The following is a 26,166-nucleotide window of genomic DNA, read 5'->3' as shown; positions in this document are numbered from 1 at the left end:
AAAGAAATAGAGTATCCATCGGGGATACTCTATTTCTTTTCATTAAAAAAATTAACAAATAACAAATATCAAAGAACAATTCAGGATAATTTTCTTCGTATACTCTGAAAATTTATATCTTATTATTGTAATGTAAAATAAACCATGACACAATTTAATTACTAAATGTAGGTGGTGAAAAGATGGATAAAGGAGCGAAGCAGATGTTTGAACTAATATTAACCCAATTTGGACGGTATGGACAAAAGATTTAATGTTATAGATGAAGGATTTGACAGCATTGACAAGAAACTTGATGGAATAGTAGATTTATCTTTAGAATTTAACGCTGTGGTATCCATGTTTATGATTCAACATTAAATTAGTATATGGATGAAACTTATAGATATCTAACCCAATACTTAACTTGTACGCAGAGATATATTAACAAAATGAAAGCACATATAAAAACTTTTTTATCATTCTTAGCGAAGTATTTTAGAAAATCTTAGAACTTTTGATACTGTTTGAGGTACGAGTTTATCAAAGGTTCTTAGATTTTCAAAATGCTGAGCTTTAGAATGATTAAAAGTTTTTATCGTGCTGAGGTTTGTTAATATATTTCGGAGTATAAGTTAAGTGTTGGGTGTAGGTATACCTATAAGTCTTTTATTCTGTACTTTAATTTTAAGTTTTCAGTGTAGTCAACTCTACAGTCAATTACGCACGGCACTTTTTGTTCAAAAGCATCCTTAAGTGCTGGTATGAGTTCATCACTCTTATGGATAGTGTATCCTTTAAGTCCTATGCTTTTTGCCAGGGCTTCAAAATTTGGATTAGTGAAATTGATGAATTCAGATTTTCCAAATTTCTCTTCCTGCTTCCACTTTATAAGACCAAAATTACTATCATTAAAGATCAATGTTACAAAAGGAGTTCCTATTCTTAAAGCTGTCTCAAGTTCCTGGCAGTTCATCATAAATCCGCCGTCTCCAGTTATAGCTAGTATTTTTTTATCTGGATGAACTAGTTTAGCTGCAACTGCACCCGGAATAGAAATTCCCATTGAAGCAAAACCATTTGAGATTATGCAGGTATTTGGCTTATAACAATGATAATTTCTTGCAACCCATATTTTATGAGCACCAACATCTGATATAACAATATCATCTTCACCCATGAATTTCCTAACATCATAAAGTATCTTCTGCGGCTTCATTGGGAATGAAGTATCTTTTGCAAATAACTCATAATCTTTTTTCATGTTTTGTCTAAGTTCAAAAGCATATTCTGGCTTACTCTGTCTATCACAACGCCTCAATAGTTCATATATTGAATCAGATATATTTCCTACAACTTCAACCATTGGCTGATAGTGTTTATTTATCTCTGCTTTTTCCATCCCAACGTGGATTATCTTTATATTGCCATTAGGATTCCACTTTTTAGGTGCGTATTCGATTAAGTCATAACCTACAGCTATAACAAGATCCGTTTTTTCAAGTATTTTATTAATGTAGTCTTTTTGAAATAATCCTATACTCCAGAGTGAATACTTGTCTGTAAATGGTACTACTCCTTTTCCCATAAATGTATTTACTACAGGTATGGCAAGCCTATTTGACATTTCACTTATAGAACTACTTGCATTAGCTCTTATAGCGCCGTTACCTACGAGAATTATTGGATTTTTTGCCCTTGATATTGCAATGGCTGCCCTCTCTATACTGCTGTAGTTGGCAAAGCTCTTTTCAATTATTGGCTTTACAAGAGGTTTTCCTACTGCAGGCATAGCTGCAATATTTTCTGGTAAATCAATGTGCACTGCACCTGGTTTTTCACTAACTGCTTCTTGAAATGCCTTTCTAACTATTTCAGGTACTGTATCTGGCCTTACAATTTGTTTGTTCCACTTTGTGACAGGCCTAAACATGGAAACAAGGTCAAGGTACTGGTGAGAAATTATATGCATTCTATCTGTACCAACCTGACCTGTTATAGCAATAAGAGGTGCACCATCTAAGTTTGCATCTGCAACTCCTGTCATCAAATTAGTTGCTCCTGGTCCTAAAGTTGAAAGACAAACACCTGGTTTGCCAGTTAACCTTCCATATACATCTGCCATAAATGCAGCTCCCTGTTCATGTCTTGTTGTAATAAACTTTATAGAAGAACCGTGTAATGCATGAATTAGATCAAGATTTTCTTCACCAGGTATTCCAAAGATATACTCAACCCCCTCAACTTCAAGGCATTTAACCAAAAGTTCAGCTGTATTCATACTGTTTTTAGTATCTTCATTTGCTTTAGATTTCTGATTTGACTCAACCGACACCATAAAAAACCTCCATTCGATTTTCTGTATTTAATTCAAGATAATGAATAAAATAATTCAACATTAAAACTTATTATAGCACAAAATTTAATTTTTTACTGTAATACGTGAAAAAATAAAAAAATGACTCCAATTCGTGTGAAATTTACGCTGTTTACAAAAAGTAGGATTTGTTTAATGTACTAACAAATCCTACTTTTTATTTAAAGTTATTTTAATTCAATACTATTTTGAAAGACCTGCAACTTTGATTGTATCTTTGATGCTTTTTGCACTTTCCTTTAACTTTGTAACTTCATCAGAAGTTAGAGGAACCTCAAGTCTATTTTCTACACCATTTTCAGATATTACACAAGGAAGACTTAAAGCGACATCTCTCAATCCATAGTAACCTTCAAGGGTAGTTGAAACTGGAAGAATACTGTGTTCATTGAGAACAACTGCTTTTGCAAGTCTGCATGCAGCCATGGCTATTCCAGAACTTGTAAATCCTTTGAATTTGTTTACTGTGTATGCAACATCTACAACTTCTTTAGCTGTTTTTTCACGATCTAAAGGCTCATCTGGTTTAAAATAATCATCCAATTTATCACATGGTATCCCTTCTATGTTTAAAAGACTCCATGCAGGAAAAGCTGAGTTGCCGTGCTCTCCAAGCATGTAACCATGAACATTTTTAGGATCTACATTATATTTGTTTGCAATAATTCTTTTAAAACGTGATGAATCAAGGGTAGTTCCCGTACCAAATATTTTTTCCTTAGGATATCCAAAGAAGTTTTGTGCATAATAAAGCAAGGTATCAAGAGGATTAGTTATAAGTATGATTACTGCATCTTTAGTATACTTGACAATTGAACTCATAACATCTTTTATTACTGGTACATTTGTCTTTGTAAGGACTGTTCTATCGAGTATATCCCCACCTACACTTGGACCAGCTGCAATTATTATTACTTTTGCATTACTGCATTCCTCGTATCCGCCAGAATGAACATTTGTATTGGGATTGTAATTAAAAGGTGTTGCGTGAGCTGAATCAAGTGCTTCGCCCTCAGCTTTTTCCTTGATCTTATCAATAGCAACTATTTCAGAAAATATTCCAAGTGAAAGGGCAGTATTTAATACTGCTGAACCTACATGACCTGTACCAACAACTACTAATTTATTTTTTTTAGTACTCATTTATATACCCCCTCTTAATTATTATATTTTCATAGATTATAGTAAACTTTTGCTAATAAGTCAATAGGTTCCTCTGTCTATACATTTCTTTAAATTTTTAGCTATGGCTCCAGCTAATTTCACCGGCACAGCATTTCCTATCATCTTATAATTTTCATTAAGTGAGCTGCTAAGAAACTTAAAGCTATCTGGAAACGTCTGTATTCTTGCACATTCCCTGAAAGACATTCTTCTAATAATTCTTCCGCTGTCCTTTTTGAATTGCCATTTGTCTTTATCTACTTTTTCCATTTCAGGGCTATCAGGATGTATTTGTGTTTGCCTTCCGCTTGCTTGAACCGTAAATCCAACTTCATTCCAGCTTCTGCGTCTGTTTCTGCTCATAAAAATTGGAGAAAACGACCCTTCCATCCATTCCCCTGGATTATCTCTTAAATCACCAATAGCATCTTCTAATGTAACATAGTTTTTTGGGGTATGAGTTGGTTCTGGAAATACATAATTACTATCTATGTCATTCCTTATTCCAACTATAAATACCCTTTCTCTATCTTGCGGTACTCCATAGTCTTTAGCATTCACAACTTTATAAGTAACTGTATATCCACAATCCTTGAACATATCAACTATTTCATTAAATGAATTGATGTGCGCTTTTGATACAATACCTTTTACATTTTCAGCTACAAAAGCTTTTGGTCTTTTATCTTTTATTATTCGTACATATTCATAAAATAACTGTCCTCTACTGTCTTTATTGCCTCTCATTGCTCCGGCAAGTGACCAAGACTGACAAGGCGGACCGCCTATTATTATGTCACAATTAGGAATATCATCCGAATTTATATTTACAATACTATCTATTATCAATTTAGTACTTTTATGATTATACCTGTACGTATCGGCTACCTTATTATTATTATCATTAGCCCATATAACATCAAATCCTGCATTTTGAAAACCTAAATCTAATCCGCCGCATCCAGCAAATAAAGCAGCTGTTTTTAACACGATTATTCATCCCTCTCCTTGAACTAATTAATATTTTTATTTTACCATAAGAACTCCTATTTAGTAAGATTGAGCTTGTACTTATGCTGTCACAAGTTGTATAATGTTGCTAATATTGATGTTTTTGGAGGTGTCCAATGGTTAGAAATTTTAGTGATTCCGAAAGATATATTAAAGAACTTTTTTGTAAAGGAACTGCATTTATAATTAATAATAAACATTATGAAATAACTTTATCTGATAAACCAACATGCAGCAAAGGAGAGCCTAAAACTGACCTTTATATATTAGTTAGAGAATTAGAAACTAATACTAGAAAAGAACTAAAAATATCTGTAAAAAAGTCAAATGCTGATTTTCTCGAAAATAAAATAAGCTGTGAAAGAGCTTTAGCAATCTTTGGACAAGACTGGAAATACATAATTAATGCATGTACCATGCAGCTTGAAGATAAATTTAAAAGCAAACCCCTTATTTACAAACGTAAAAAAGGAAAAACAAATGCAGGTTCTATTACTTTAGGCTGGAAGTTTGAACTTCTAAATAAATCTAGCGGCAAATTATCGAATAAGATTGCTTTGAGTAAAAGACAAGTTATAGATGTTTACTCTGGTACAAATTTACCTGATGATAAAAAGAATGCCTTGATTAAAGGAAATAGAGTAACTAATTCTGGTATAGCAAACTGTTTACTTATTGGTAATACAGAATTATATACTACAGCTCAAGATGTAATTAATAATATCATACCAATTACTGCATATGTAGAATCTCACCCAGATATATATCTTGCTTGTAAAGCCTTAAATTATAGAACTTTTGAGCAAAAGTTTGATGGTAACCGACCACTTTGTGTATTTGTTGATTGGAATGTAAAAAGCGGTAAACTCACTCCTAATATTAGATTTGATGCCCCTTTAGTTACTTGCGGAAATGCTGCTGCTTCAAAATTACTTAATGCAATGAAAACATTAAGTATTACTACAACTGATAATATTACACCTCAAAATGTGTCATCTATAGATTTTGTTTATTAAAGCTGTAAAACAGAGGACATAAAAATAGAGGACAGAGGACATAGGACAGAGGACAATGAAGGAGGATTTTTCTTCGCTGCGCGGAGAAAAATCTTTAATTAAATTTTTGATAGCTCGTTTCGCTGAAGCGAAACATTGCCAACTTATATAAATTTAAAGATTTTTTTGCGTTAGCAAAAAATCAACCTTCACTGTTTTATGTCCTCTGTATCCCATTCTTTGTCCCCTCAAAAAATGCTTTGCATTTTTATCATATTGCGAATTGCAGATCAACATAATTATATGGTAAAATTATCTTAATATTTATATATTAATATATTGAAGAAAATGGTACCAGTGATATATCATAATGTTGAGGGGGATGAAAATTGAAGAGGTTAAATATATTTATTTCTATACTACTTATTACACTTTTTGCAGGAAGTACTGTTTTTGCCGACAGCATCACTTTGGATATAGATTCAGTTATGGAAAATGCCGTTAATAATAACTATAATGTAAAAACTGCAGATATAAAGATACAGCAAAATCAAAATCTTTATGACAACTCATTTAAAGAGGCAGCTAAAATAGATGATGAGCTTTCGAGCGGCAAAGTTCCTGAAAATCAAGTGCTTCAGTATGTACAGCGAAGGGATTATCCACAGATGGAGTATAAGTACGCATTATATAAGTATAATAATGCAAAAGAAGTTGCTAAAAATCAAGCAAGATTTTCAATATATAAGGAATATGAAACACTCTTAAATGATAAGAGTAATTTAGATTTGGAACAAATAAAGCTTAATAATGCCAAAGATAACTTAAATACAGCAAAGCTTCAATTGAATTTAGGTACTATATCTCCTGCTGATGAAAAAGCACAGGAAGCGAAGTATGCTAAAGAACAAGCAAATTTTAATCAAATTCAAAGGCAGTACGATGCTGAAACTATGAATATGAACAAAACTTTGAATTTACCTCTTGATACTACATATAAAATTCTTTTAAAAGATAAGCTAACACCATCACCTTATATAAGGTCATATGATGATTACAATGAGGATGCACTTAAAAATAGATTTGAAGTGCTAAATGGAAATGAGTATATAAAGTTAATGAAATTTGAATTTGATACTACAAGGGGTATGGATCCTTATACAATGGATGCACCATATAAAATTGCAAGATATAACTGGCAGATGGCTAAGGATCAGCTGGATATCCAAAAGATAAATATTTCACTGGAAATAAACAATTTATATAATGATCTTCAAAATAAATCAAAGCAAATTGATTCACTAAGAGATAGTTATAATTTAGCTTATGACCAGTATAATAAAGCACTTTTAAAGTATAATGCCGGCGTTATGAGTAAATTGGACAAGAATCAGTACTATATAAATATGCTGACAGCAGATAACAGCTTGAAATCCGGCGAAAGGGATGTTTGGCTTGCCCAAATAAAACTTAACTATGCATGCGGACTTGGATACGATGCTTCAAGTTTGCTTAAATAAACTTCAATATATAATAAGGAGAGGAAAAGCATGAATAAGAAATTAGCTGCCGCACTTGCACTGTCATTTGTATTTAGCATGGGCGGAACTTGTTTAGCAGCAGCTTCAAATACGACTACATCACAGACAATAAGCTTAACTTTAGATGATGTTTTAAATAATATAGAAAAAGACAACAGAAGTATAAAACTTTTGGATGAGCAAATAGACTTATGTAATAAACAATTTGACAATGCACATTCAAATGCTCTTGGACTTGAAGCGTCAAATTTAAATCCGGCTGCAGCAGGAAATCAATATGCAGCTTTAAAAATACAAGAAGATGTAATACCGCTTGAGGCTGCCCAAGCAATTCAAGATACAAAACACAAAAGAAGTGATACTCTTAAGACTTTAAAGTTTACAACAGAACAGGAGTATATGGCTGTTGTAAACCTTCAAGATCAAATAGATAATATATATAGAGCTATTGACAATGTAAATAAACAAATAGACCAGACAAATTTAAAAATACAGCAGGGACAGCTGACTAAAGATGCATTAAATACTCTGGAAGTACAAAAAAGTCAGCTTGAGGCATCTTTAAATACTCCAAAGTCACAAATGCAGCAGGCACTTTTGGGCATAAAACAAGCATTAAATCTTGATTTAAATACAAACCTTGTACTTGCTCCTGCTAAAAAGGATTTTACAAAATATGATGATTCAAATATAAGCGGCAAGATAACTGCATCGGTAACTAATAATTATGATTTATATAGTATCCAAAAGAATATAGATTTTGCAGCTATGCAGCAGGACATATATTCAAAATACTACCACAATGACAATACAAATGAAGTTCAGGCAGGTTTAAATGTACAAAACTTAAAAAATCAGCTTGATGAAACAAATCTGGATAAGACTATAGATTTGTGGAATTCTTACTATGACTTAAAGAACAAGGAAGATGCAGTACAAACTGCTAAAGCAGCTGCTGATGCTGATGAGGCAGCTTATAGCTCTACTAAAGCCAAGCTAAGTCAAGGTATGGTAACGCAGCTTCAACTTGATTCAGCTGAACTTGCTTTAAATAAGGACAAGTTAAATCTTCAAATGGCAGTCAACAACTATATGGTAGCAGTAGATACTTTTAAATATAATCTAAGCAATGAATAATTAATCTGCATAGAGGACAGAGGACAAAGGACATAGGACAGAGAAGGGGGATTTTTCTCCGCTGCACTACGAAAAATCTTTAATTAAATTTTTGATAACTCGTTTCGCTAGAGCGAAACATCGTGTCAACCATTTTTAAAAATGTCCCAAAATATTAGTTCCAAAATCTGAAAGAGATAAGATGAGTAATGACAGGTTAAAATATTGAAGTATAAGGGCTTATGGTAATTCTTATTATAGGTCCTCTTATTATTTTCTGTTTGAATGTATTGTTTTGCGTAATATAAAAATATATCATAAAAGATATATTTTTTTATATCATATATGGTATAATTATATTAAGAAACGGACACAATAAAGTATAAGAAAGGACTACTAATGTGGGATGTAGATTTTTACAGAACAAAGGATGATATTGTTCCAGTTGAGGAGTTTTTAAATAGTTTAAATATTAAAATGCGAGCAAAAGCTCTTCATGAATTAAATATACTTCAACAATTTGGTATAAGTTTAAGGGAACCTTATTCAAAATCAATTAAGGACGGAATATTTGAACTAAGAATCAAACTAGGCAGTGATATATCCAGAATTTTTTATTTTTTTCGCATTGGAAATAAAATAATTCTTACAAATGGTTTTATTAAAAAAGCTCAAAATACACCTAAAAGTGAAATTAATAAAGCCTTAAGGTATAAAGCTGATTATGAAGGGAGATATGGAAAATGAGTGATTTAAATAAGTTTTTCGAAAAGCAAATGCAAGATGAAGAATTTCGTAAGGAATACAATGAGATGACTCCTAAATATGAAATAATAAAAGAAATTATTCAGGAACGAAACGTACAAAATTTGACGCAAAAACAATTTGCAGATAAGGTTGGCATAAAACAGAGTAATATTTCTAGATTAGAAAGCGGTAATTATAATCCAAGTATAGAATTTTTACAAAAAATTGCGAAAGCTTTAGGAAAAGAGCTTCATATAGAATTTCGTAAAACTAGAGTTTAATAAATTTATATTAAGTTTAAGGAGCTGCTTGCACTAAGAAATTAGTGCAATAACTTCTTTTTATTTTAACATAAACGGTTAAATTTAACTAACGTGCTTCCAACTTTGTGTAAGTTATTATATAATTAATATAGTTTTTATATTAAGATGTATATAGATTTTTTAGTTTATGAATTAAGTTGCAAACTATGAACACCATATCATGTGTAACTATGTTAATGGAGGGTAAATAATGTACGATGATTTGTATAAAGAATTTTATGGAGAAGAGTATGGAGAAAAAAAGTGGTATTCAGTAATCCCGCTGGCACTTTTAGTATTTCTAGTACCGCTTATAGTATATGGAAAAGCTATGAATTTAACAGGTAATTATTTTAAGTTCTGGAATGGGACAAGCCAGAGTATTGATTTCTTTTCATATTATAAGTCCGTTTGGATTATAATTTTAACTGTTATATTACTTGTTGTTTTTTTAGTTCAGTTTTTTAAGAAGTCAATTCAAATACAAAAGATGAGTATATATATTCCAATTGGAGTTTATTCTTTTTTTGTTATTCTTTCTACTATCTTTTCAGATTATAAAGACATAGCTGTTTTTGGATTTGTTGAAAGATATGAGGGAATGTTAGTTCTCTTATGTTACATGATAATATTATTTATAACTATAAATATGGTAAATAATAAATCTGCTTTAAAGGCAGTTTTAATAGCGTTATTATCTTCAGCTGTGATAATAGGTTTAATTGGTATTTTTCAATATTTTGGACATGATATATTCAAGACGATGGGCGGAAGAAAACTTATTCTGCCGGCCAACCTTCAAAATATGGCTAGTAAGTTGAACTTCCAATTTGGAGACAAAATAATATATTCAACTCTATATCACTATGACTATGTTGGAAGCTATATGGCAATGCTATTTCCACTGACTTTAACAATGCTTTTACTAGTTAAGAATAAAATTTATAAGATACTTTTAATTCCAGTAACAATACTCATGTTTTTAAACTTGCTTTTATGTCATTCACGTGCAGGTATTGTAGGCGGTATCCTTGCATTAATTGTACTTATAATAATGCTTAGAAAATATTTGATAAAAAACTTAAAGCTCACAGCAGCAGTACTAGCTGCAGTCATAATAGGTGGAACTGGATTTAACATTTATTCAAAAGGTCTCCTCAGTGACAGGATAGGTTCACTTTTTAAAGATGCAGGAGAACTTGTAAAAGACTCAAATGATCCAGTACTTAAAGATGTTACATCAAATGGAAATGAGTTAAGTATAGTATTTTCAGATAAGACACTAAAAGTTGTGAGCCAAAATGGAAAGCTTGATTTTAAAGATGCTTCAAATAAGACAATAGAAAGCAGTTTAAATAAGCAAAATGGACAAGAAATTCTTAAAGATGATAAATACAAGGATTTTAACGCAGCTGTAACTGATTATTCAACTAATACTGAAAAAAAGTATGGCGTTCAAATAACTAGAAACAATTTAAAGATGCCATTTTTAGACTATAATGACCACTTTACATTTACGAATGATAAAGGTGATTCAGTAGAAATAAAGCAGGTTCCAAAGTGCGGATTTGAAGGAAAAGAACAGCTTGGATCTGCAAGAGGGTATATATGGTCAAGAAGTATACCGCTTTTGAAACATACTGTTTTAGTTGGATACGGACCGGATACATTTGCAGCAGAATTTCCTCAGGATGACTATATAGGAAAATTAACTGCATATGGTACTTCATCAATGCTTGTAGATAAAGCACACAACATATATCTTGCAGTTGGATTAAATACAGGTATTGTAAGTTTAATAGCTTTCTTGGCTATCATGGTTATGTACTTTATATCAAGTGTAAAACTTTATTTTAAGAATGATTATGAAGACTTATTTCCTATAGTAGGACTTGGAATATTTACAGCAGTAGTTGGATACCTAGGGGCAGGTTTCTTTAATGACAGCATTGTGTCTGTTGCACCTGTATTTTGGACACTTTTGGGAATAGGGATAAGTATAAATGCAATACTTAATAAAAAAACTGAAGAAAAAAAGTAACTTGTATTTCAGAAAAGTTGATATTATTCGATAAAGTTTATGGATTAAAATATACTCGTTTTTGCAGGAGGAAGTTATGGAAGAAGAAACTTTAGATTTAAGAGACTTGTGGAAAATTGTAAGAAGGCGAAAATGGATCATTATAAGTATAACTGTTATATTTATGATTTTAGGGCTAGCTGCAGGATTTATGTCACAAAAATCGCCATCAGATACTGTAGACAAGGATGAATTATATAAATCTACGGCAAGCATACTTATTACAAATTTTCCAGATGAGAAAAGTCAAAATATAAAGGGGCAAGTTGAATTAAATCAGCAGTTAACAAATGCATATGGAGCTATTGCAGAATCAAGAACTGTGGCAGAAAAAACTATAAAAGATATGAATTTGAACATAGAGACAGATGAATTTATAGATAATATAAATGTGGCTGCAAATGCTAATTCACAGGTAATTACAATACACTATTCGGAAGATAAAAAAGATAATCAGCAGAAAGTATTAAATACGTATGTTAAAAATTTCATGGAAGAGGCAAGTAAAATATATCCTCAAGGTAAACTAAAAGTATTGGATGAGCCATCTAAAGTTGAAGAAATTTCAAAAGATGATTTTACTAAATTAACTACTCCTGTAGAGCAGGGTCAACAACAACAACAACAGAAGGCAGCAGAACCTCAAAAAAAGACAAAGAGTAAAAAGCTAATTTTAGCAGTATCATTGTTTTTAGGACTCATGTTTGGTTTTGGAGCAGCATTTGTAGTTGAATACATGGACAATACATTAAAGAAAAAAGAAGAAGCAGAAGATGTATTAAACCAAACTGCAATTGGAATGATTCCATACAGCAGTTCTAAAGATGGTGAAGAATATCAAGAAGCTTTTAGAAGTTTGAGAACAAGCTTACAGTATAAGGATGGAAATGTTTTTATGATCACAAGTCCATCAAATAAAGATGGAAAAACTTCTGTATGTTTAAGTTTAGCAAAATCATTTGCCAATTTAGGTTATAAAATATTGATTGTAGATGCAAACGGCAGAAGTCCGCAAGTTGATGTTGAATTACACTTAGATAATAAGTATGGATTAAGTAATATACTAAAAGACAGTGAAGAAAACTTTGAAAGTTTAAATTTGTTACAAACTAAAGTAGAAAATATATGTGCATTATGTTGGGGAAGTGAAGATGCAAACCCATCAGACTTATTAGCTAAAAGCAGTTTGAAGGTTTTATTTGAGGAATTAAAGAAAAAATTTGACTATATAATTATAGATACACCAGCTGTGACAAAATACTCTGATGCACAAATTGTTGCAAAGGCAGTAGATAATATTTTAGTTTTAATGGCGGAAGGAAATACAAATAAGGATGAAGCAAAAAGATTTAAAGAAATTATAGAGCTGTCACAAATAAAAGTAAGTGGTTTGATTTGGAGAGAAGGGAAGATATAAATGTTATGTGCACTTATTATGGCAGGCGGCAAGGGAGAAAGGTTCTGGCCGCTCTCAACTGATGAAAAGCCAAAACAGTTTTTAAAACTTTTAGGTGAAAAAACCATGATACAGATGACAGTAGAGAGACTGCTTCCAATTATATCAATAGAAGATATATTTGTAGTTACAGCACGAAGATATGTAGAAGTACTTAGAGAACAGCTTCCCAATCTTCCAAAGGATAATATAATAGTAGAGCCTGTTGGTAGGAATACTGCACCATGTATAGCACTTTCAGCTTTTATGATAAAAAAGCACTATGATAAGGAAGATACTTCAATAGTAGTTCTTCCGTCTGATCATCTAATAGTTGATGAAAATGAATTTAGGAACACAATAAGACAAGCATATAAATTTGTAATGGCAAAAGAAAATTCCATAGTGACTTTGGGAATTAAACCGGATAGACCTGAGACTGGATATGGATATATAAAGTTAAAAGTTGATAGTGAAGAACTTAAAGTTGGTAATAGAGAAAATAAGATACATAAGGTTGAAAAATTTGTGGAAAAACCTGATTTGAAAACTGCCGAAGAATATTTAAAAAAAGGCAATTTTCTATGGAACTGTGGAATGTTTGTATGGAAATGCGATACCATACTAAACTTAACAGAAAGGTATTTGAATAATACATATAAAATTTTAAATGAAATTGCAAATGCTTCAGAAGTAGAGTTTGAAGATAAATTAATGAGGGAATATCCAAAGGTGGATAATGTTTCAGTAGATTATGCAATAATGGAAAAGGCAAAAGATATATATGTAATTCCATCTGATTTTGGATGGGATGATATAGGAACATGGTATGCAGTTGAAAGGTACAGAGAAAAGGATGACAATAATAATATCTGTATCGGAGACATAAAAAATATTGATGCATCCAATAACATTGTCTTTTCAAAGGAAAAGCCAATTGTAGTAGTTGGCATGGACGATGTATTTGTAGTAGAAAGTGATAATATAATATTTGTTGGAAAGAAAAAAGATATTGAGAGAATAAAGGAAATAAAGAAAAAGGTGAATTAATATAATCTAAGCTGGTGAATTTATTTTATGAAGAAAATAGTTTATGTAGTAGAGGCATTTGGATCGGGAGTATATTCTTTTTTAACTGAGTTAACTAGTGGACTTACTAATGATTATGATATTGTTATAATTTATTCATTAAGAAAGGAAACACCTGCTAATTTTGAAAAAGATTTTAATCCAAAAATTAAATTTGTAAAAATCGATATGTGTAGAGGATTAAATCCATATAAAAATATAAAGTCATTATTTCAACTTAGAAAAATGTTAAAATTTGAAGATCCTGATATTATACATCTTCATTCTTCAAAAGCTGGTTTTTTAGGCAGAATAGCAAGTTATATAAATGGTTTTGATATGAATAAGGTGATTTATAATCCACATGGATTTTCATTTTTGCAAAAGGATAAATCAAGTTTAAAAAAGAAGTTTTTTTATAGATTAGAAAAGTTTGCAGCAAAGTTTGGAGGATGCATTGTAGGTTGCTCTCAAAGTGAATATAAAGAAGCTTTAAAATTGTCGAGTAATTGTATTAATATTAATAATGGAATAGATACATCTAAAATTGATAAATTATTAAATCAGGTTAATTTGGAAAGTCCTAATGAAAAGACCAATAAAAGTAGGGCTATCATAGGAACAGTAGGAAGGATATGTAGACAAAAAAATCCTGAATTATTTAATAAAATTGCAGAGAGTTTTCCTAATTATAATTTTGTGTGGATTGGCGATGGTGAATTAAAGGACAAGTTAACATCACCTAATATAAGTATTATTGGATGGATTGAAAGAAAACAAGTTTTGAAAAAGTTATTATCATTTGACATTTATATAATGACCTCATTGTGGGAAGGATTGCCTATTTCTTTATTAGAGGCTATGTATTTATATAAAACTGTAATAGTATCAAATGTTATTGGAAATAAGGATGTAGTTAAAAATTATGAAAATGGATTTATATCTAATGATCTAAATGAGTTTTTAAATTATATAAATATGATTCTAAATGATGATGATTTAAAAAACAAATTGTCTGATAATGCTAACAAAACTATAGATAAATACTTTAATATAAAAATTATGATTAGTAAGTATAAAGAATTATATAATACTTTAAAAAGTTAGGAGTAGATATCTTTGAAAGTAATGTTAATATATTGCGGAAGAAAGGGTGGAGGGGCTCTTTATTCGATAGAAATGGCAAAAGCTATATCTAATAAGGTTGACTTGACTGTAGTTATATCTAAACAGGTAGAAAACTTATCAGAGTGGAGAAAAACAGGTATTAGTTTAATTGAAGTTAATACATATTATAATTTAAAAACTTTTGTGATTTCATCCTTGAATTTGTACAAGTTTATTAAATTAAAAAATGTTATAAAGAAAGTTAAACCAGATATCATTTATTATACAATGATACATCCTTGGATACCTATAATTAACTTTTTAACGCATGGTATACCTAAAGTTTATACGGCACATGATATTAAAATGCATAAGGGTGAAGAAAATTTAATCTTGTCAATGACTAATAAAGTTGGTATAAAGAATTCCAAAAGAGTTATAGTTTTAAGCAAGGTTTTTAAAAATGATTTAACTAAGTTTGGTATAAATAAAGATAAAATTGATGTAATACCACATGCTAAGTTTTCTCATTATATCAAAGTAAATAAAGGGAAAAAAAGTGATTTTTCTAAGACAATTTTATTTTTTGGGAGAATACATGAGTATAAAGGTATTAGAGTCTTATTAAAAGCTTTTAAAATTATTAAAACAATGGATGATGGAGCTAAACTATTAATTGTAGGCAATGGAAATATGACTCCATATGAACAGCTTATTAAAAATTCTAAAGATGTATTTGTAGTAAACAGGTGGATAAAGGATGATGAAGTTGGAGACTTTTTTTCTAAAGCTGATATTGTAGTTCTTCCGTATATTGATGCCTCCCAATCAGGAATAATTCCTATAGCATATACATTTTCTATTCCAGTTGTTGCATCTAGAATTGGAGGCATACCGGAGCAGGTTGATGACGGTAAAACTGGGATTTTAGTTGAACCTAGGAATGAAGTAGAATTAGCTGACGCATGTGTAAAACTACTAAAAAATAAGCAGTTACTTAGTGAAATGGGTAAAAATGCATACAATAAGTGTTTAAATGAGATGAGTTGGGATTATTCTAGTAAGTTGCTGTATGAATCTTTTAAAAAGGTAATTGAAGATAAGTAGTTTAATTATAAAATGTACAAAATTTTTAATTTAATAAAGGATGATTTAAGTGCCATTAGTATACATAATTTTAGTCAATTATAATGGATATAAAGATACAATAGAATGTGTAAATAGCTTAAAAAGGACAAGTTATAACAATTATAAAATATTAATAGTTGATAATGCTTCAACAAATAATTCTTTAGAAGTTTTAAAACAAACTTTAAATGATTGTATTATTATAGAATCAAAAAAAAATTTAGGGTTTGCCGGTGGAAATAATTTAGGAATAAAATCTGCATTAAAGAATAATGCAGATTATGTATTACTTTTAAATAATGATACTTTAGTAGAACCTAATTTTTTAAATAATATGATAAATTCTTTTAATAAAGATGACAGAATAGGATTAGTTGGATGCAAGATAATGTATTACCCAGAAAAAGATAAAATTTGGTATGGTGGTGGCAAGATAGATTGGTTTAAATTTATTGGAATTCATCTTGGAAATAAAGAAGTTGATAAAGAGCAGTATGATGTAGAAAAAGAAATAGATTTTATGACAGGATGTTGTATGCTTATTAAAAGAGATGTTTTTGAAAAAATAGGATTCTTGTGTGAGGACTATTTTATGTATTTTGAAGATGATGATTTTTGTGTAAGAGTAAATGATGCTGGTTATAAAATTTGGTACAATCCTAAGGCTGTAATTTATCATAAAGTTGGTTTATCAGGAGGTGGAGAAGAATCTCCTTTTTCTATTAAGTGGTGTGCGAGAAATAGACTTTTATTCATGAATAAATACAAAAATAAGGTTTCTAAAGTAAGTTTTGCTTTATCAAAGATGTTTTTTTATAGTACAAGGGTAATAAGATATTTTCAGTATAAATTTCAAGGTAGAGAAGATAAGGCTAGAGCTATTATAGAAGGAATTAAATATGGAAGAAAAAATATCTGAATTCTATATTAAAGTTATTTTAGATAGTTATATAGTTAAGTTTATACCTTAGTGTTTGAAAAATAATACTTAAGATTGGATGTGTAAAGTTCAGTGATAGATAATTTAATAAAAAAAAATAATTGTAATATTATTTTTTTAGTTTTTTTTTCGGCTATATTTTTAGACTATTTTTTTATAAATAAATTATTTTACTTATTTTATATAATTACTTCTATAATTTTTTTATATGATATTTTTAAATTAAATAGAAAGCAAGAATATAGAATTATATATAATAAAAGCATTGTTATATGTATAGTATATTTTTTATTATATACTTTAGGTATAAATATATTTAATATTACTACAATCTCGTATAAGTCTATTGGTAAAATGATAATTATATATTCCTTATTTATATTTATATTATTAAAATTAAAAACAGTAGGAAAGAGTTATGTATTAAACTTTTATAAATACTTTATATTAATGCTTAATATATTTGTTATTATCAATTTTTATGAAATAGTTTCAAAGAAGAGTATATTTTACAGTTTTATAATTAGTGGCGCCAAGCATTGGCAGACATGTGCGTTTGGTACAAATAATTTTAGAACATTTTCAATTTTTATACATCCTATAGTATATGGTTCATTTTTAGTAGTGTTGTTTTGGTGTAATAGATATATTATTAATAATAAAATTAAATATATATTACAAATAAATGTAATTATTAATTTATATTATACTAAATCGAGAAGTGCATGGATTGCAATTGGTATTACTTTATTTATTTATTATTTAAAAGCTTTTTTTATTAAGATTAAAAATAATAATATTAAATTTACATACAAAAAAGTTATTACTTTAATATTAACTTGTATAGTACTAATATTTATATTGCTAATATTTTCAAAGGATATTAACAATATATTAAATCAAATTGCCGAAAGATTTATTACTGCTACAAAAGATTCTTATAATGATGCTTCGAGACTTCAAAGATTAGGAACGATTAAAATTGTTAATAATTATATGTTTAATAATGGAATATCAAATCTTCTATTTGGAAATGGATGTGGTTCAGTAAAAGAATTCATGATGAATCATTTTGTTTATATAACAGGCTTTGCCACAACAGATAATCAATATGTATCTTTTTTTTATGAGTTTGGATTGATAGGAGTATCATTATATATTTTTATAGTCGTTTCTTCTATAGTGAAGTTTTTTAAAAATAATGATATTTTAGATATAAGTAACTTGTCAATTTTATGCTTTTTATCAATTTCAGTAAGTATGTTTTTTTATGAAAGTTATGGTTGGATTGATGTTTTCATATTTTTGATAATAACAATGTCTTTTTCATGTATAAAAGATATAAAAAAAGTTGGTGAATAGATTTTGAAAATAAATTTTGTAATTCCTTTTACAAGTAAGACAGGTGGAATAAAGATAGTTTTTGAGTATGCTAATAGATTAAAGAAAATTGGACATGATGTTGAAATCTATGTTCCAATGATTTCATATAAATTTGGGAATAAAGGATTTATAGGCATTTTGAAAACAATAAAATCTAGTTTAGGTAATACTTTTAAAAGAGGTACAAAAGTTAATTGGTTTAATCTGAATGTTCCATTGAAAGTTGTACCAGCAATAAAAGATAAATATATAAGAAATGCTGATGCTGTAATTGCAACTGCGTGGCCAACAGCATATGATGTATACAATTTAAATAATGACAAAGGTAAGAAATATTATTTTATTCAGCATTATGAAATATGGAGTGGAGATAAGGAAAAAGTTGATGCTACGTATAAGTTACCAATTAAACAAATTGTTATTGCAAAGTGGTTAAAAGATTTAATGAGAGAAAAGTTTAATAATTATTATTCTCATATAGATTATAATGGCATTGATTTTAAGGAATTTTATAATTATAACAAAATTTACAATAATAATGTTATTTGTATGATGTACAGTAATCAAGATTGGAAGGGATACATTGAAGGCTTAAAGGCTTTTGAAAAAATCAAAGAAAATTTTTTAAATCTAAAGTTAATTTTATTTGGAATGGAAAAAGGACAAGATATTCCTGAGTATGCTGAATTTCATTTAAATCCCTCCAAAGAAGAGTTAAGGAAAATATATAGTAAATCAGATATTTTTATATTTCCAAGTAAATTTGAAGGTTGGGGATTAACTCCACTTGAAGCAATGGCATGTAAATGTGCTGTGGTTGGAACAAATGTTGGATGTATGAGTGAAGTGGGGGTACATGGTAAAAATGCCATGCTTTCTGAACCTAATGATATAGATATTATGGCAAGTAATATAGAGAAGTTGTTGACTGATAAGAATTTGCTAAAAAATATTTCTGAAGAAGGATATAAAACGGTTCTTCAGTTCGATTGGAAAAAAAGTGTTAAAAATTTTGAAAAAATATTAATGAAATAGTAGGAGTGTAATTAATACTATGAATAAGCCACTTGTTAGCATTGTAATACCAGTTTACAATGCTGAAAAGTATATAAATAAATGTTTAAACAGTGTTTTATCTCAAACATTAAAAAATGTAGAAGTTATTGTTGTTAATGATGGTTCAGAAGATAATAGTATAAACTTAATAAATAAGTACTTAAAAAAATACGATAACTTAATATTAGTTAATCAAAAAAATGCTGGACCAGGAAGTGCTAGAAATTCAGCTTTACAAGTGTGCAATGGAGAATATATAGGCTTTGTTGACAGTGATGATTTTATACGACCGGATATGTTTGAAATTATGTATAAAAAAGCAAGAAAATATAATCTAGATATAGTTTTGTGTAAATTTTTATACTATTATCCTGAAGATAATAGATGTGAATTAATGAATATTAAATATGATGAAACTGAGATACTCAGTAGAAAAGATGTAATTAAGCAATTTCTTGTTAGTAACAATATAGAAGGATTTTCATGTAATAAATTATTCAGAAGAGAACTTTTTAATGGAAACAATATAAAATATCCAACAGATATAAAATATGAAGACATGCCTACTATTTTTAAGACTCTAATATATTCAAATAAAATTGGTTTTGTGGATAGAGGATTATACTATTATGTTCAACATAATCAATCAACAACACATATAAAAGATATTTATAATGTTAGAAGTTATTTAGAAGCTATTGATATGATTTATAAAATAATGAAAAAACATAATATATATGATGATTTTTCAGAAGAATATTATTATTATTATGCAAAAAGAGTTTTGTGTAGTTATTCAGATTTTTTTAGGTATTTAAATAAAAGTTGTGAATCCAATGAATTCTTCAATAAATTTTTAAAAAATATATCTGTGAAACGTGTGTTTAATAATAGATACTTTATTAAAAATTATAAGATTAAATTTAAGGTAGTATTATTAAAAATTAATATGTTAGATAAAATTTTAAAATTGAAGAATATTAGAAATTAGAAATGGGTGAATATTATTATGACAGAAAATCTAAAAAATACTTTTACATTAGTAGGCAATGGACCATATGAAAATCATGGTTGCGAAGCTATAATTAGGGGAACAGTTAACATATTAAGCCAATATAATAGTGATTCTAATTATTTTGTTGCAAGTTATTATGCCAATTCAGAACAGTATATAAATCAGAAACAAAATGAAACTGGTATTAATATTAAGCATATTAAACATATAAATGTAAATAAGTATTCTAAAGGATGGATAATATCTAATTTATATGGAATTATTAATAAAGAAAAAAAAAGATTTTATAAATTCAATAATTTAGATAAGATTATTGATGGGTCAAAAGCCATATTATCTGTTGGCGGAGATAATTATTCATTAGATTATGGTATTCCAACAAGATTTACTGATCTAGATGACTATGTTATATCAAAACAAAAACCAATAATTATTTGGGGGGCTTCGGTAGGACCTTTTAGTAAAGATAAATTATATGAAAAATATATGAGTGAGCATTTAAGAAAAGTAACAGCTATATTTGCTAGAGAGTCGGAAACTTTAAAATATTTAGATAGTATTGGTATAAAAGACAATGTCTATAGAATGTGTGATCCAGCATTTATGCTTGATATACATAAACCTATAAATTACAATCTGAAAGTTGAATCAGGATCTATCGGGATAAACATTAGTCCACTTATGCCTGAATATGTATCAGAAGGTAATATAAATGAATTCATAAAGTTAGCTACAAAAGTAGTTAATAAGATTATAACTTCAACAGGAAGAAAAGTTTATCTAATACCGCATGTAGTTATAAAAGGAAATAATGATTATGAAATTATGAATACAATTTATAATAATATAGATGAAAGATTAAAAGAAAGAGCTACTTTAATAAGTGATAAATTAAATGCTTCAGAATACAAGTGGATAATAAGCCAAATGTATGTATTTTTTGGTGCAAGAACTCATTCTACTATAGCGTCATTATCAACATTAGTACCTACATTAAGTTTTGCATATAGTATTAAATCTGTTGGAATAAATAAAGATTTATTTGGCAGCGATGAGTACTGTATTTATCCTGAACAATTTAATGAAAATGAACTAATAGAGAAAATAAAATATTTATTAGATAATAGAGAAAAAATAAAATCTCAATTGCAAGTAAGAGTAGATGAATCTAAAAAATTATCATTAAAAGCAGGAGAATATTTAAAAAGCATTGTTGGATAATAGTAAGATCCCAATTATATGGATGAGGTGTAATAATGATTTCAATTTCCGATAAACAAAATTGTTGTGGGTGTAAAGCTTGCTATAATGCATGCCCTAAACATTGCATAAAGATGGTTTTAGATACTGAAGGCTTTTGGTATCCTAATGTAGATAGGGATAAGTGTATAGATTGTGGATTATGTGAAAAAGTATGTCCTGAGATTAATATTTATAAAAATAGTAATTCTAACGATAGGGTAGAATGTTTAGCCGCATGGAATAATGATAAAGAGGTTAGAAGAAAAAGTTCTTCAGGGGGCATTTTTACATCTATAGCGGAATGCATATTGTCAAATGGTGGAATAGTCTTTGGTGCAGGATATGATGATAATTTAAAAGTCATACATAAAGAAGCTAATACAATACAGGAATTAAATAATTTAAGGGGATCAAAATATGTACAAAGTGATATCAAGGAAGTATATAAAAAGGCAAAACAATATTTAAATAACGGTAAGAAAGTGTTATTTACGGGAACCCCTTGTCAAATAGCAGGCTTGTATAATTTTTTGCAAAAGGAATATAATGAATTATATACTTGTGATCTAGTGTGTCATGGAGTACCATCCCCTAAAGTTTTTGAAGAATATAAGAAGTATATGGAAAGAAAACACAATTCAAGTATAGAGAATATAGACTTTAGACATAAACGTTATGGATGGAAGCTATATTCTGTATCATTATTATTTAATAATGGTACAGAATATATAAAGAATTTATCAGAGGATGTTTATATGCAAGGATTTTTAAGAAATTATTATTTAAGACCATCTTGCTACAAATGTACATATGCAAAATTACCAAGAGTAAGTGATATTACACTAGCTGATTTTTGGGGAATATCTTATAAATATCCAGAACTTGATGACGATAAAGGTACTTCACTATTATTAATAAATACTAATAAAGGAAAGAAAATAATAGATAGTTGTGGAGATAATATTTTTAAACAAGTATGTGATTTAGAATATGCTATATTAAATAATCCTTGTATAATTAAATCAGGTAAAGCACCAAAACTTAGAAAAAGTTTTTTCAAAGACTTTAATACCAAAGATTTTGATTATGTTATAAAAAAGTATATGGGACAACCATCTTGGATAAAAAGAAAACTTATATTTATTAAAAGGGATCTTGCATTTATTAAACGAAGGATTTTAAGATTGATGAAATAGTTAGTATTAATATATCTTAGGTTACAGATATGGTCATAAATATGAATGTATTTTAAAAAGAGGGAAGTATATGGAGAATAGTAGGACAAAAAATACATTTCGAAATATGATATTTGGTATGACAAATCAAATAATTTCATTATTATTGAGTTTTATTAATAGAACAATATTTGTTAAAGTATTGGGAGCAGAATATCTAGGTATTAACGGACTTTTTTCTGATATTTTAACGATGCTTTCAATGGCTGATTTAGGATTTGGAATTGCAATGGTATATAGTTTTTATAAACCATTGGCAGAAAATAATCATGATAAAATTGCTGCCTTAATAACATTTTATAAAAAAATATATAATTTTATAGCAGCAGGAGTAGCTGCTATTGGACTTGCTTTAGTACCATTTTTAAGGTATATAGTTAATTTAGATCAGGCTATTCCACATATTAAAATATATTATTTGTTGTTCTTAACAGATACAGTAATATCATATTTATTTGTTTATAAAACCTCAATTATCAATGCTGACCAGAAGAATTATATAGTTTCTAAGTATCAAATGTTAGTTAATTTTGCAAAGGTGATGCTTCAGTCAATTTCTCTACTGATAATAAAGAGCTATATTATATATTTGATTATACAAGTTTTTACTACTCTAGCAAATAATCTAATAGTTTCAAAAAAAGCAAATGAGTTATATCCATACATAAAGGAATCTAATCATAAGTTAAACAAAGTAGAAAAGAAAAACATATATGAAAATATGAAATCTGTTTTTGTATATAAAATATCTGGTGTATTGCTTAGTGGCACAGATAATATTCTTATTTCAATTTTTGTAGGAACTATTTGGGTTGGATTTTATTCGAATTACTGTTTAGTTGTGAATGCGATAAATAATTTTATTAACATAGTATATTCTTCAGTTACAGCAAGTATTGGCAATTTAATTATAAGTGAACGACCCAAGAAACGTTTTGAAGTATTTGAATCTACACAAGTTACTAGCTTAATTATTAGCACATTTACAACAGTATGCCTTTATATACTATTTGATGATTTGATTTATGTTTGGCTAGGAGCAAAGTATGTGTTAAATGATTATACATTAGCTGCAATTATATTTAATTTTTATATAGTGGGTGTTTTACACCCTATTTGGTCTTATCGAGAAGCAACAGGACTTTATATGCAAACTAAATATATCATTCTAATTGCAGCTATTGAAAATATAATATTATCTATTATTATGGGTAAGATTATGGGGATGTCTGGGATATTGTTTGCCTCTGCAATTTCAAGGTTAACTACTTATTTTTGGTATGAGCCAAATTTGTTATTTAAAGAGTATTTTTATGAGCCAGTTAGAAAGTATTATATTCCACTGATATTTAATGCACTTCTTACCATATTTATTATTGTAATAATAAGTATAATAACGAACCATATTATAATTGATTCATGGTTGAAACTCGTAACTAAAACAATTTTAGTAGCATTGTTTACATTAGTAATAGTTATTCCATTTTATTATCATACCGATGGTTTTAAATTATTACTAAATAAAATAAAATCTTTATTAAAGTAAACATAATTATTATAGTGCTTGTGTATAAGTATAATGAAATACATATAAAAACTTGAAAATTACAATATAGTGTTCTTGTTAATTTTATTTTGAATATAGTTAATTAATATTTAATTAAGTCAATACTTTTGGAGGATGATATTCTCATGTTAAAAAATCTAAGAAATAAATATAGAGGCATAAAATTAATGCATCAAAAAAAGTTTAGTAAAAGAATTCAAATTTTGGATGTTAATAAATCTATTGATTTATTATTAAGTTCCCATAAATCTTTATGCAGATTTGGTGATGGAGAACTTGACATTATTGGAGGTAAAAAATAGGATATCAAGAAAGAAATCCATTATTAGGAAAAAGATTAAAAACTATATTATGTGATACATCGGATATTTGTTTAAAAGGAATTCCAGATGTTATTAATAATTTTGATAATATTACAAAGGATTCCTATAATTTTGGCTTAATAATATGTACTTGTATAGGAAAAATTGGCTTAAATTTTTATCTAGTAATATTATTTATTTAAGTACTAATATGACAAGATTATACATAAGGTATGAAAACAAAGAAAAGTGCGGAATATATTTTAGTAAAATAAGACAGTTGTGGAATAGTAGAGATTTAATTATTATTGAAGGTAGAAAAACAAGATTCGGTATTGGAAATGATTTGTTAAATAATTCTGCTTCGATTAGTCGAGTTTTATGCCCAGAAGAAAATGCGTTTGAAAAATATTCACAAATTTTAGAATATGTAGTGAATACAATAGATAAAAAGAAGTTAATTCTTATATGCTTAGGACCTACTGCTACTGTTTTAGCTTATGATCTTGCAATAAATGGTTTCCAAGCAATTGATATTGGACATTTAGATATAGAATATGAATGGTTTTTAAAGGGAGTAGACAAAAAAATTAAAATTGAAGGTAAATATACAAATGAAACTAAAGATGGTAATGAAGTAGGTAATTGTGGTGATTCAAAATATTTAGAACAAATTTTGAAAATAATATAGTATTAAAATATATTTGTTCAAAGGGGATTGGCAAATGGAAGGATTTATAGAGTACCTTCAGTCATTAGGTACATTAAGTGATAAATCAATAAAGGATGACATATCTAGAATGAATTCAATGCAATCTAGAGGAATAGATTATACTAAAGGAGAAAAATATGCAAGAAAATATCTTGAAGATAGTGATTTATTGGATTCAACTGTGAAAAGTTGTCTAAGATTATGTAGAAGATATGAAAAGTATAAAGACAAGTAATTGCCTTTAATTTTTATATATAAGAACAATTCTACAAATTTTTAAAAGTAAGTTATCATGATATTACAATAAAAGAAATGGTTAAGAAAATAAGTAAGCGATAAACTACCAAGTGCATGGAAATAAAAAGTAAGTGGTAAATTACCCAGCGTATATTTCCAAAAATGAACACTGGGTAATTCACCACTTACGTTATTAATTAATCTTTATACCAGGAAGTTGATATCTAGGAAACTCCTCATTATACATGAATGTATAGGTGTAGTGAAATGTCTTGGTACTAGGTTCTGTGCTGTCATTTTGATATATATTATAAACTTCTTCCGTACTTACAGTTTCTGACCTTTTATCATCACTTATGTTATAAGAAGTTACGTTAAAAGATTTTATATCTTCCTTATTGCTGGTCATAGTTCCATTTTTAACAAG

The 26,166-nt window shown here is 28.4% G+C and carries 24 protein-coding genes and 1 pseudogene; 21 read left to right on the top strand and 4 right to left on the bottom strand.

What is annotated here, in order from left to right; genetic code table 11:
- Nucleotides 1-237: 237 nt before the first annotated feature.
- Nucleotides 238-360: a hypothetical protein gene (locus EBB51_RS13995; RefSeq protein WP_279221802.1), complete on the top strand. Its 123-nt coding sequence runs from the start codon at nt 238-240 to the stop codon at nt 358-360.
- Nucleotides 361-637: 277 nt separating this feature from the next.
- On the opposite strand, the gene EBB51_RS11985 is transcribed toward EBB51_RS13995, so the two are convergent.
- The 3 genes from EBB51_RS11985 to EBB51_RS11975 form a co-directional block, all read right to left on the bottom strand.
- Complete coding sequence (locus EBB51_RS11985; protein ID WP_207667286.1) at nt 638-2,317, bottom strand: acetolactate synthase large subunit; 1,680 nt, start codon at nt 2,315-2,317, stop codon at nt 638-640.
- A 222-nt stretch (nt 2,318-2,539) separates the two neighbouring features.
- Nucleotides 2,540-3,499, bottom strand: a complete 960-nt coding sequence (locus EBB51_RS11980; RefSeq protein ID WP_123054667.1) for an L-lactate dehydrogenase — start codon at nt 3,497-3,499, stop codon at nt 2,540-2,542.
- Nucleotides 3,500-3,559: 60 nt separating this feature from the next.
- Nucleotides 3,560-4,510, bottom strand: a complete 951-nt coding sequence (locus EBB51_RS11975) for a DNA cytosine methyltransferase (protein WP_123054666.1) — start codon at nt 4,508-4,510, stop codon at nt 3,560-3,562.
- A 137-nt stretch (nt 4,511-4,647) separates the two neighbouring features.
- On the opposite strand from EBB51_RS11975, the gene EBB51_RS11970 reads away from it, so the two are divergent.
- The 20 genes and pseudogenes from EBB51_RS11970 (at nt 4,648) to EBB51_RS11880 (ending at nt 25,737) form a co-directional block, all read left to right on the top strand.
- Entirely contained in the window at nt 4,648-5,547 is a 900-nt protein-coding gene (locus EBB51_RS11970; protein WP_123054665.1) for a hypothetical protein, read from the top strand.
- A gap of 368 nt (nt 5,548-5,915) precedes the next feature.
- Nucleotides 5,916-7,046 (top strand): TolC family protein, encoded by a 1,131-nt coding sequence (locus EBB51_RS11965; RefSeq protein ID WP_123054664.1) that lies wholly within the window; start codon nt 5,916-5,918, stop codon nt 7,044-7,046.
- Between the two features lie 30 nt (nt 7,047-7,076).
- The gene (locus EBB51_RS11960) at nt 7,077-8,204 is read left to right on the top strand and encodes a TolC family protein (RefSeq protein ID WP_123054663.1); all 1,128 of its coding nucleotides are present in this window, start codon (nt 7,077-7,079) and stop codon (nt 8,202-8,204) included.
- Nucleotides 8,205-8,582: 378 nt separating this feature from the next.
- Nucleotides 8,583-8,930 carry a type II toxin-antitoxin system RelE/ParE family toxin gene (locus EBB51_RS11955; protein WP_123054662.1) on the top strand — a complete coding sequence of 116 codons (348 nt, stop codon included), beginning with the start codon at nt 8,583-8,585 and terminating at the stop codon, nt 8,928-8,930.
- Nucleotides 8,927-9,211: a helix-turn-helix transcriptional regulator gene (locus EBB51_RS11950; protein ID WP_123054661.1), complete on the top strand. Its 285-nt coding sequence runs from the start codon at nt 8,927-8,929 to the stop codon at nt 9,209-9,211. Before EBB51_RS11955 ends, EBB51_RS11950 begins: the two co-directional genes overlap by 4 nt.
- 232 nt (nt 9,212-9,443) lie before the next feature.
- The gene (locus EBB51_RS11945) at nt 9,444-11,273 is read left to right on the top strand and encodes an O-antigen ligase family protein (RefSeq protein WP_123054660.1); all 1,830 of its coding nucleotides are present in this window, start codon (nt 9,444-9,446) and stop codon (nt 11,271-11,273) included.
- A 76-nt stretch (nt 11,274-11,349) separates the two neighbouring features.
- On the top strand, nt 11,350-12,729 hold the full coding sequence (locus EBB51_RS11940) for a polysaccharide biosynthesis tyrosine autokinase (RefSeq protein WP_123054659.1): 1,380 nt from the start codon (nt 11,350-11,352) through the stop codon (nt 12,727-12,729).
- A complete protein-coding gene (locus tag EBB51_RS11935; RefSeq protein ID WP_123054658.1) occupies nt 12,730-13,797 on the top strand; it encodes a mannose-1-phosphate guanylyltransferase in 1,068 nt (355 codons plus the stop codon).
- A gap of 27 nt (nt 13,798-13,824) precedes the next feature.
- Nucleotides 13,825-14,922, top strand: coding sequence for a glycosyltransferase (locus tag EBB51_RS11930; RefSeq protein ID WP_123054657.1), 1,098 nt, complete (start codon nt 13,825-13,827; stop codon nt 14,920-14,922).
- 21 nt (nt 14,923-14,943) lie between these two features.
- Entirely contained in the window at nt 14,944-16,029 is a 1,086-nt protein-coding gene (locus EBB51_RS11925; RefSeq protein WP_243103951.1) for a glycosyltransferase family 4 protein, read from the top strand.
- Nucleotides 16,030-16,078: 49 nt separating this feature from the next.
- A complete protein-coding gene (locus EBB51_RS11920; protein ID WP_123054655.1) occupies nt 16,079-16,969 on the top strand; it encodes a glycosyltransferase family 2 protein in 891 nt (296 codons plus the stop codon).
- Between the two features lie 375 nt (nt 16,970-17,344).
- Nucleotides 17,345-18,352, top strand: coding sequence for an O-antigen polymerase (locus EBB51_RS11915; RefSeq protein WP_150131727.1), 1,008 nt, complete (start codon nt 17,345-17,347; stop codon nt 18,350-18,352).
- A gap of 3 nt (nt 18,353-18,355) precedes the next feature.
- Nucleotides 18,356-19,408: a glycosyltransferase family 4 protein gene (locus EBB51_RS11910; RefSeq protein ID WP_123054653.1), complete on the top strand. Its 1,053-nt coding sequence runs from the start codon at nt 18,356-18,358 to the stop codon at nt 19,406-19,408.
- A gap of 19 nt (nt 19,409-19,427) precedes the next feature.
- Complete coding sequence (locus tag EBB51_RS11905; RefSeq protein WP_123054652.1) at nt 19,428-20,420, top strand: glycosyltransferase; 993 nt, start codon at nt 19,428-19,430, stop codon at nt 20,418-20,420.
- Between the two features lie 18 nt (nt 20,421-20,438).
- Nucleotides 20,439-21,665 carry a polysaccharide pyruvyl transferase family protein gene (locus EBB51_RS11900; protein ID WP_123054651.1) on the top strand — a complete coding sequence of 409 codons (1,227 nt, stop codon included), beginning with the start codon at nt 20,439-20,441 and terminating at the stop codon, nt 21,663-21,665.
- A gap of 35 nt (nt 21,666-21,700) precedes the next feature.
- On the top strand, nt 21,701-22,882 hold the full coding sequence (locus EBB51_RS11895; protein ID WP_123054650.1) for a Coenzyme F420 hydrogenase/dehydrogenase, beta subunit C-terminal domain: 1,182 nt from the start codon (nt 21,701-21,703) through the stop codon (nt 22,880-22,882).
- 70 nt (nt 22,883-22,952) lie between these two features.
- Nucleotides 22,953-24,467, top strand: coding sequence for an oligosaccharide flippase family protein (locus tag EBB51_RS11890; protein ID WP_123054649.1), 1,515 nt, complete (start codon nt 22,953-22,955; stop codon nt 24,465-24,467).
- Between the two features lie 146 nt (nt 24,468-24,613).
- Nucleotides 24,614-24,790, top strand: a complete 177-nt coding sequence (locus tag EBB51_RS13710; protein WP_190285282.1) for a hypothetical protein — start codon at nt 24,614-24,616, stop codon at nt 24,788-24,790.
- A 142-nt stretch (nt 24,791-24,932) separates the two neighbouring features.
- Nucleotides 24,933-25,481 (top strand): annotated as a pseudogene (locus tag EBB51_RS11885) (GT-D fold domain-containing glycosyltransferase); the annotation flags it as partial.
- A gap of 34 nt (nt 25,482-25,515) precedes the next feature.
- Entirely contained in the window at nt 25,516-25,737 is a 222-nt protein-coding gene (locus EBB51_RS11880) for a hypothetical protein (RefSeq protein ID WP_123054647.1), read from the top strand.
- Nucleotides 25,738-25,932: 195 nt separating this feature from the next.
- Here the strand turns inward: EBB51_RS11880 and EBB51_RS11875 are convergent, their stop codons facing one another.
- Nucleotides 25,933-26,148, bottom strand: coding sequence for a hypothetical protein (locus tag EBB51_RS11875; protein ID WP_123054646.1), 216 nt, complete (start codon nt 26,146-26,148; stop codon nt 25,933-25,935).
- Nucleotides 26,149-26,166: the final 18 nt, after the last annotated feature.

Source organism: Clostridium sp. JN-1 (assembly GCF_003718715.1).
GTDB lineage: Bacteria > Bacillota > Clostridia > Clostridiales > Clostridiaceae > Clostridium_AV.
This window is presented reverse-complemented; position numbering and strand designations above follow the sequence as displayed.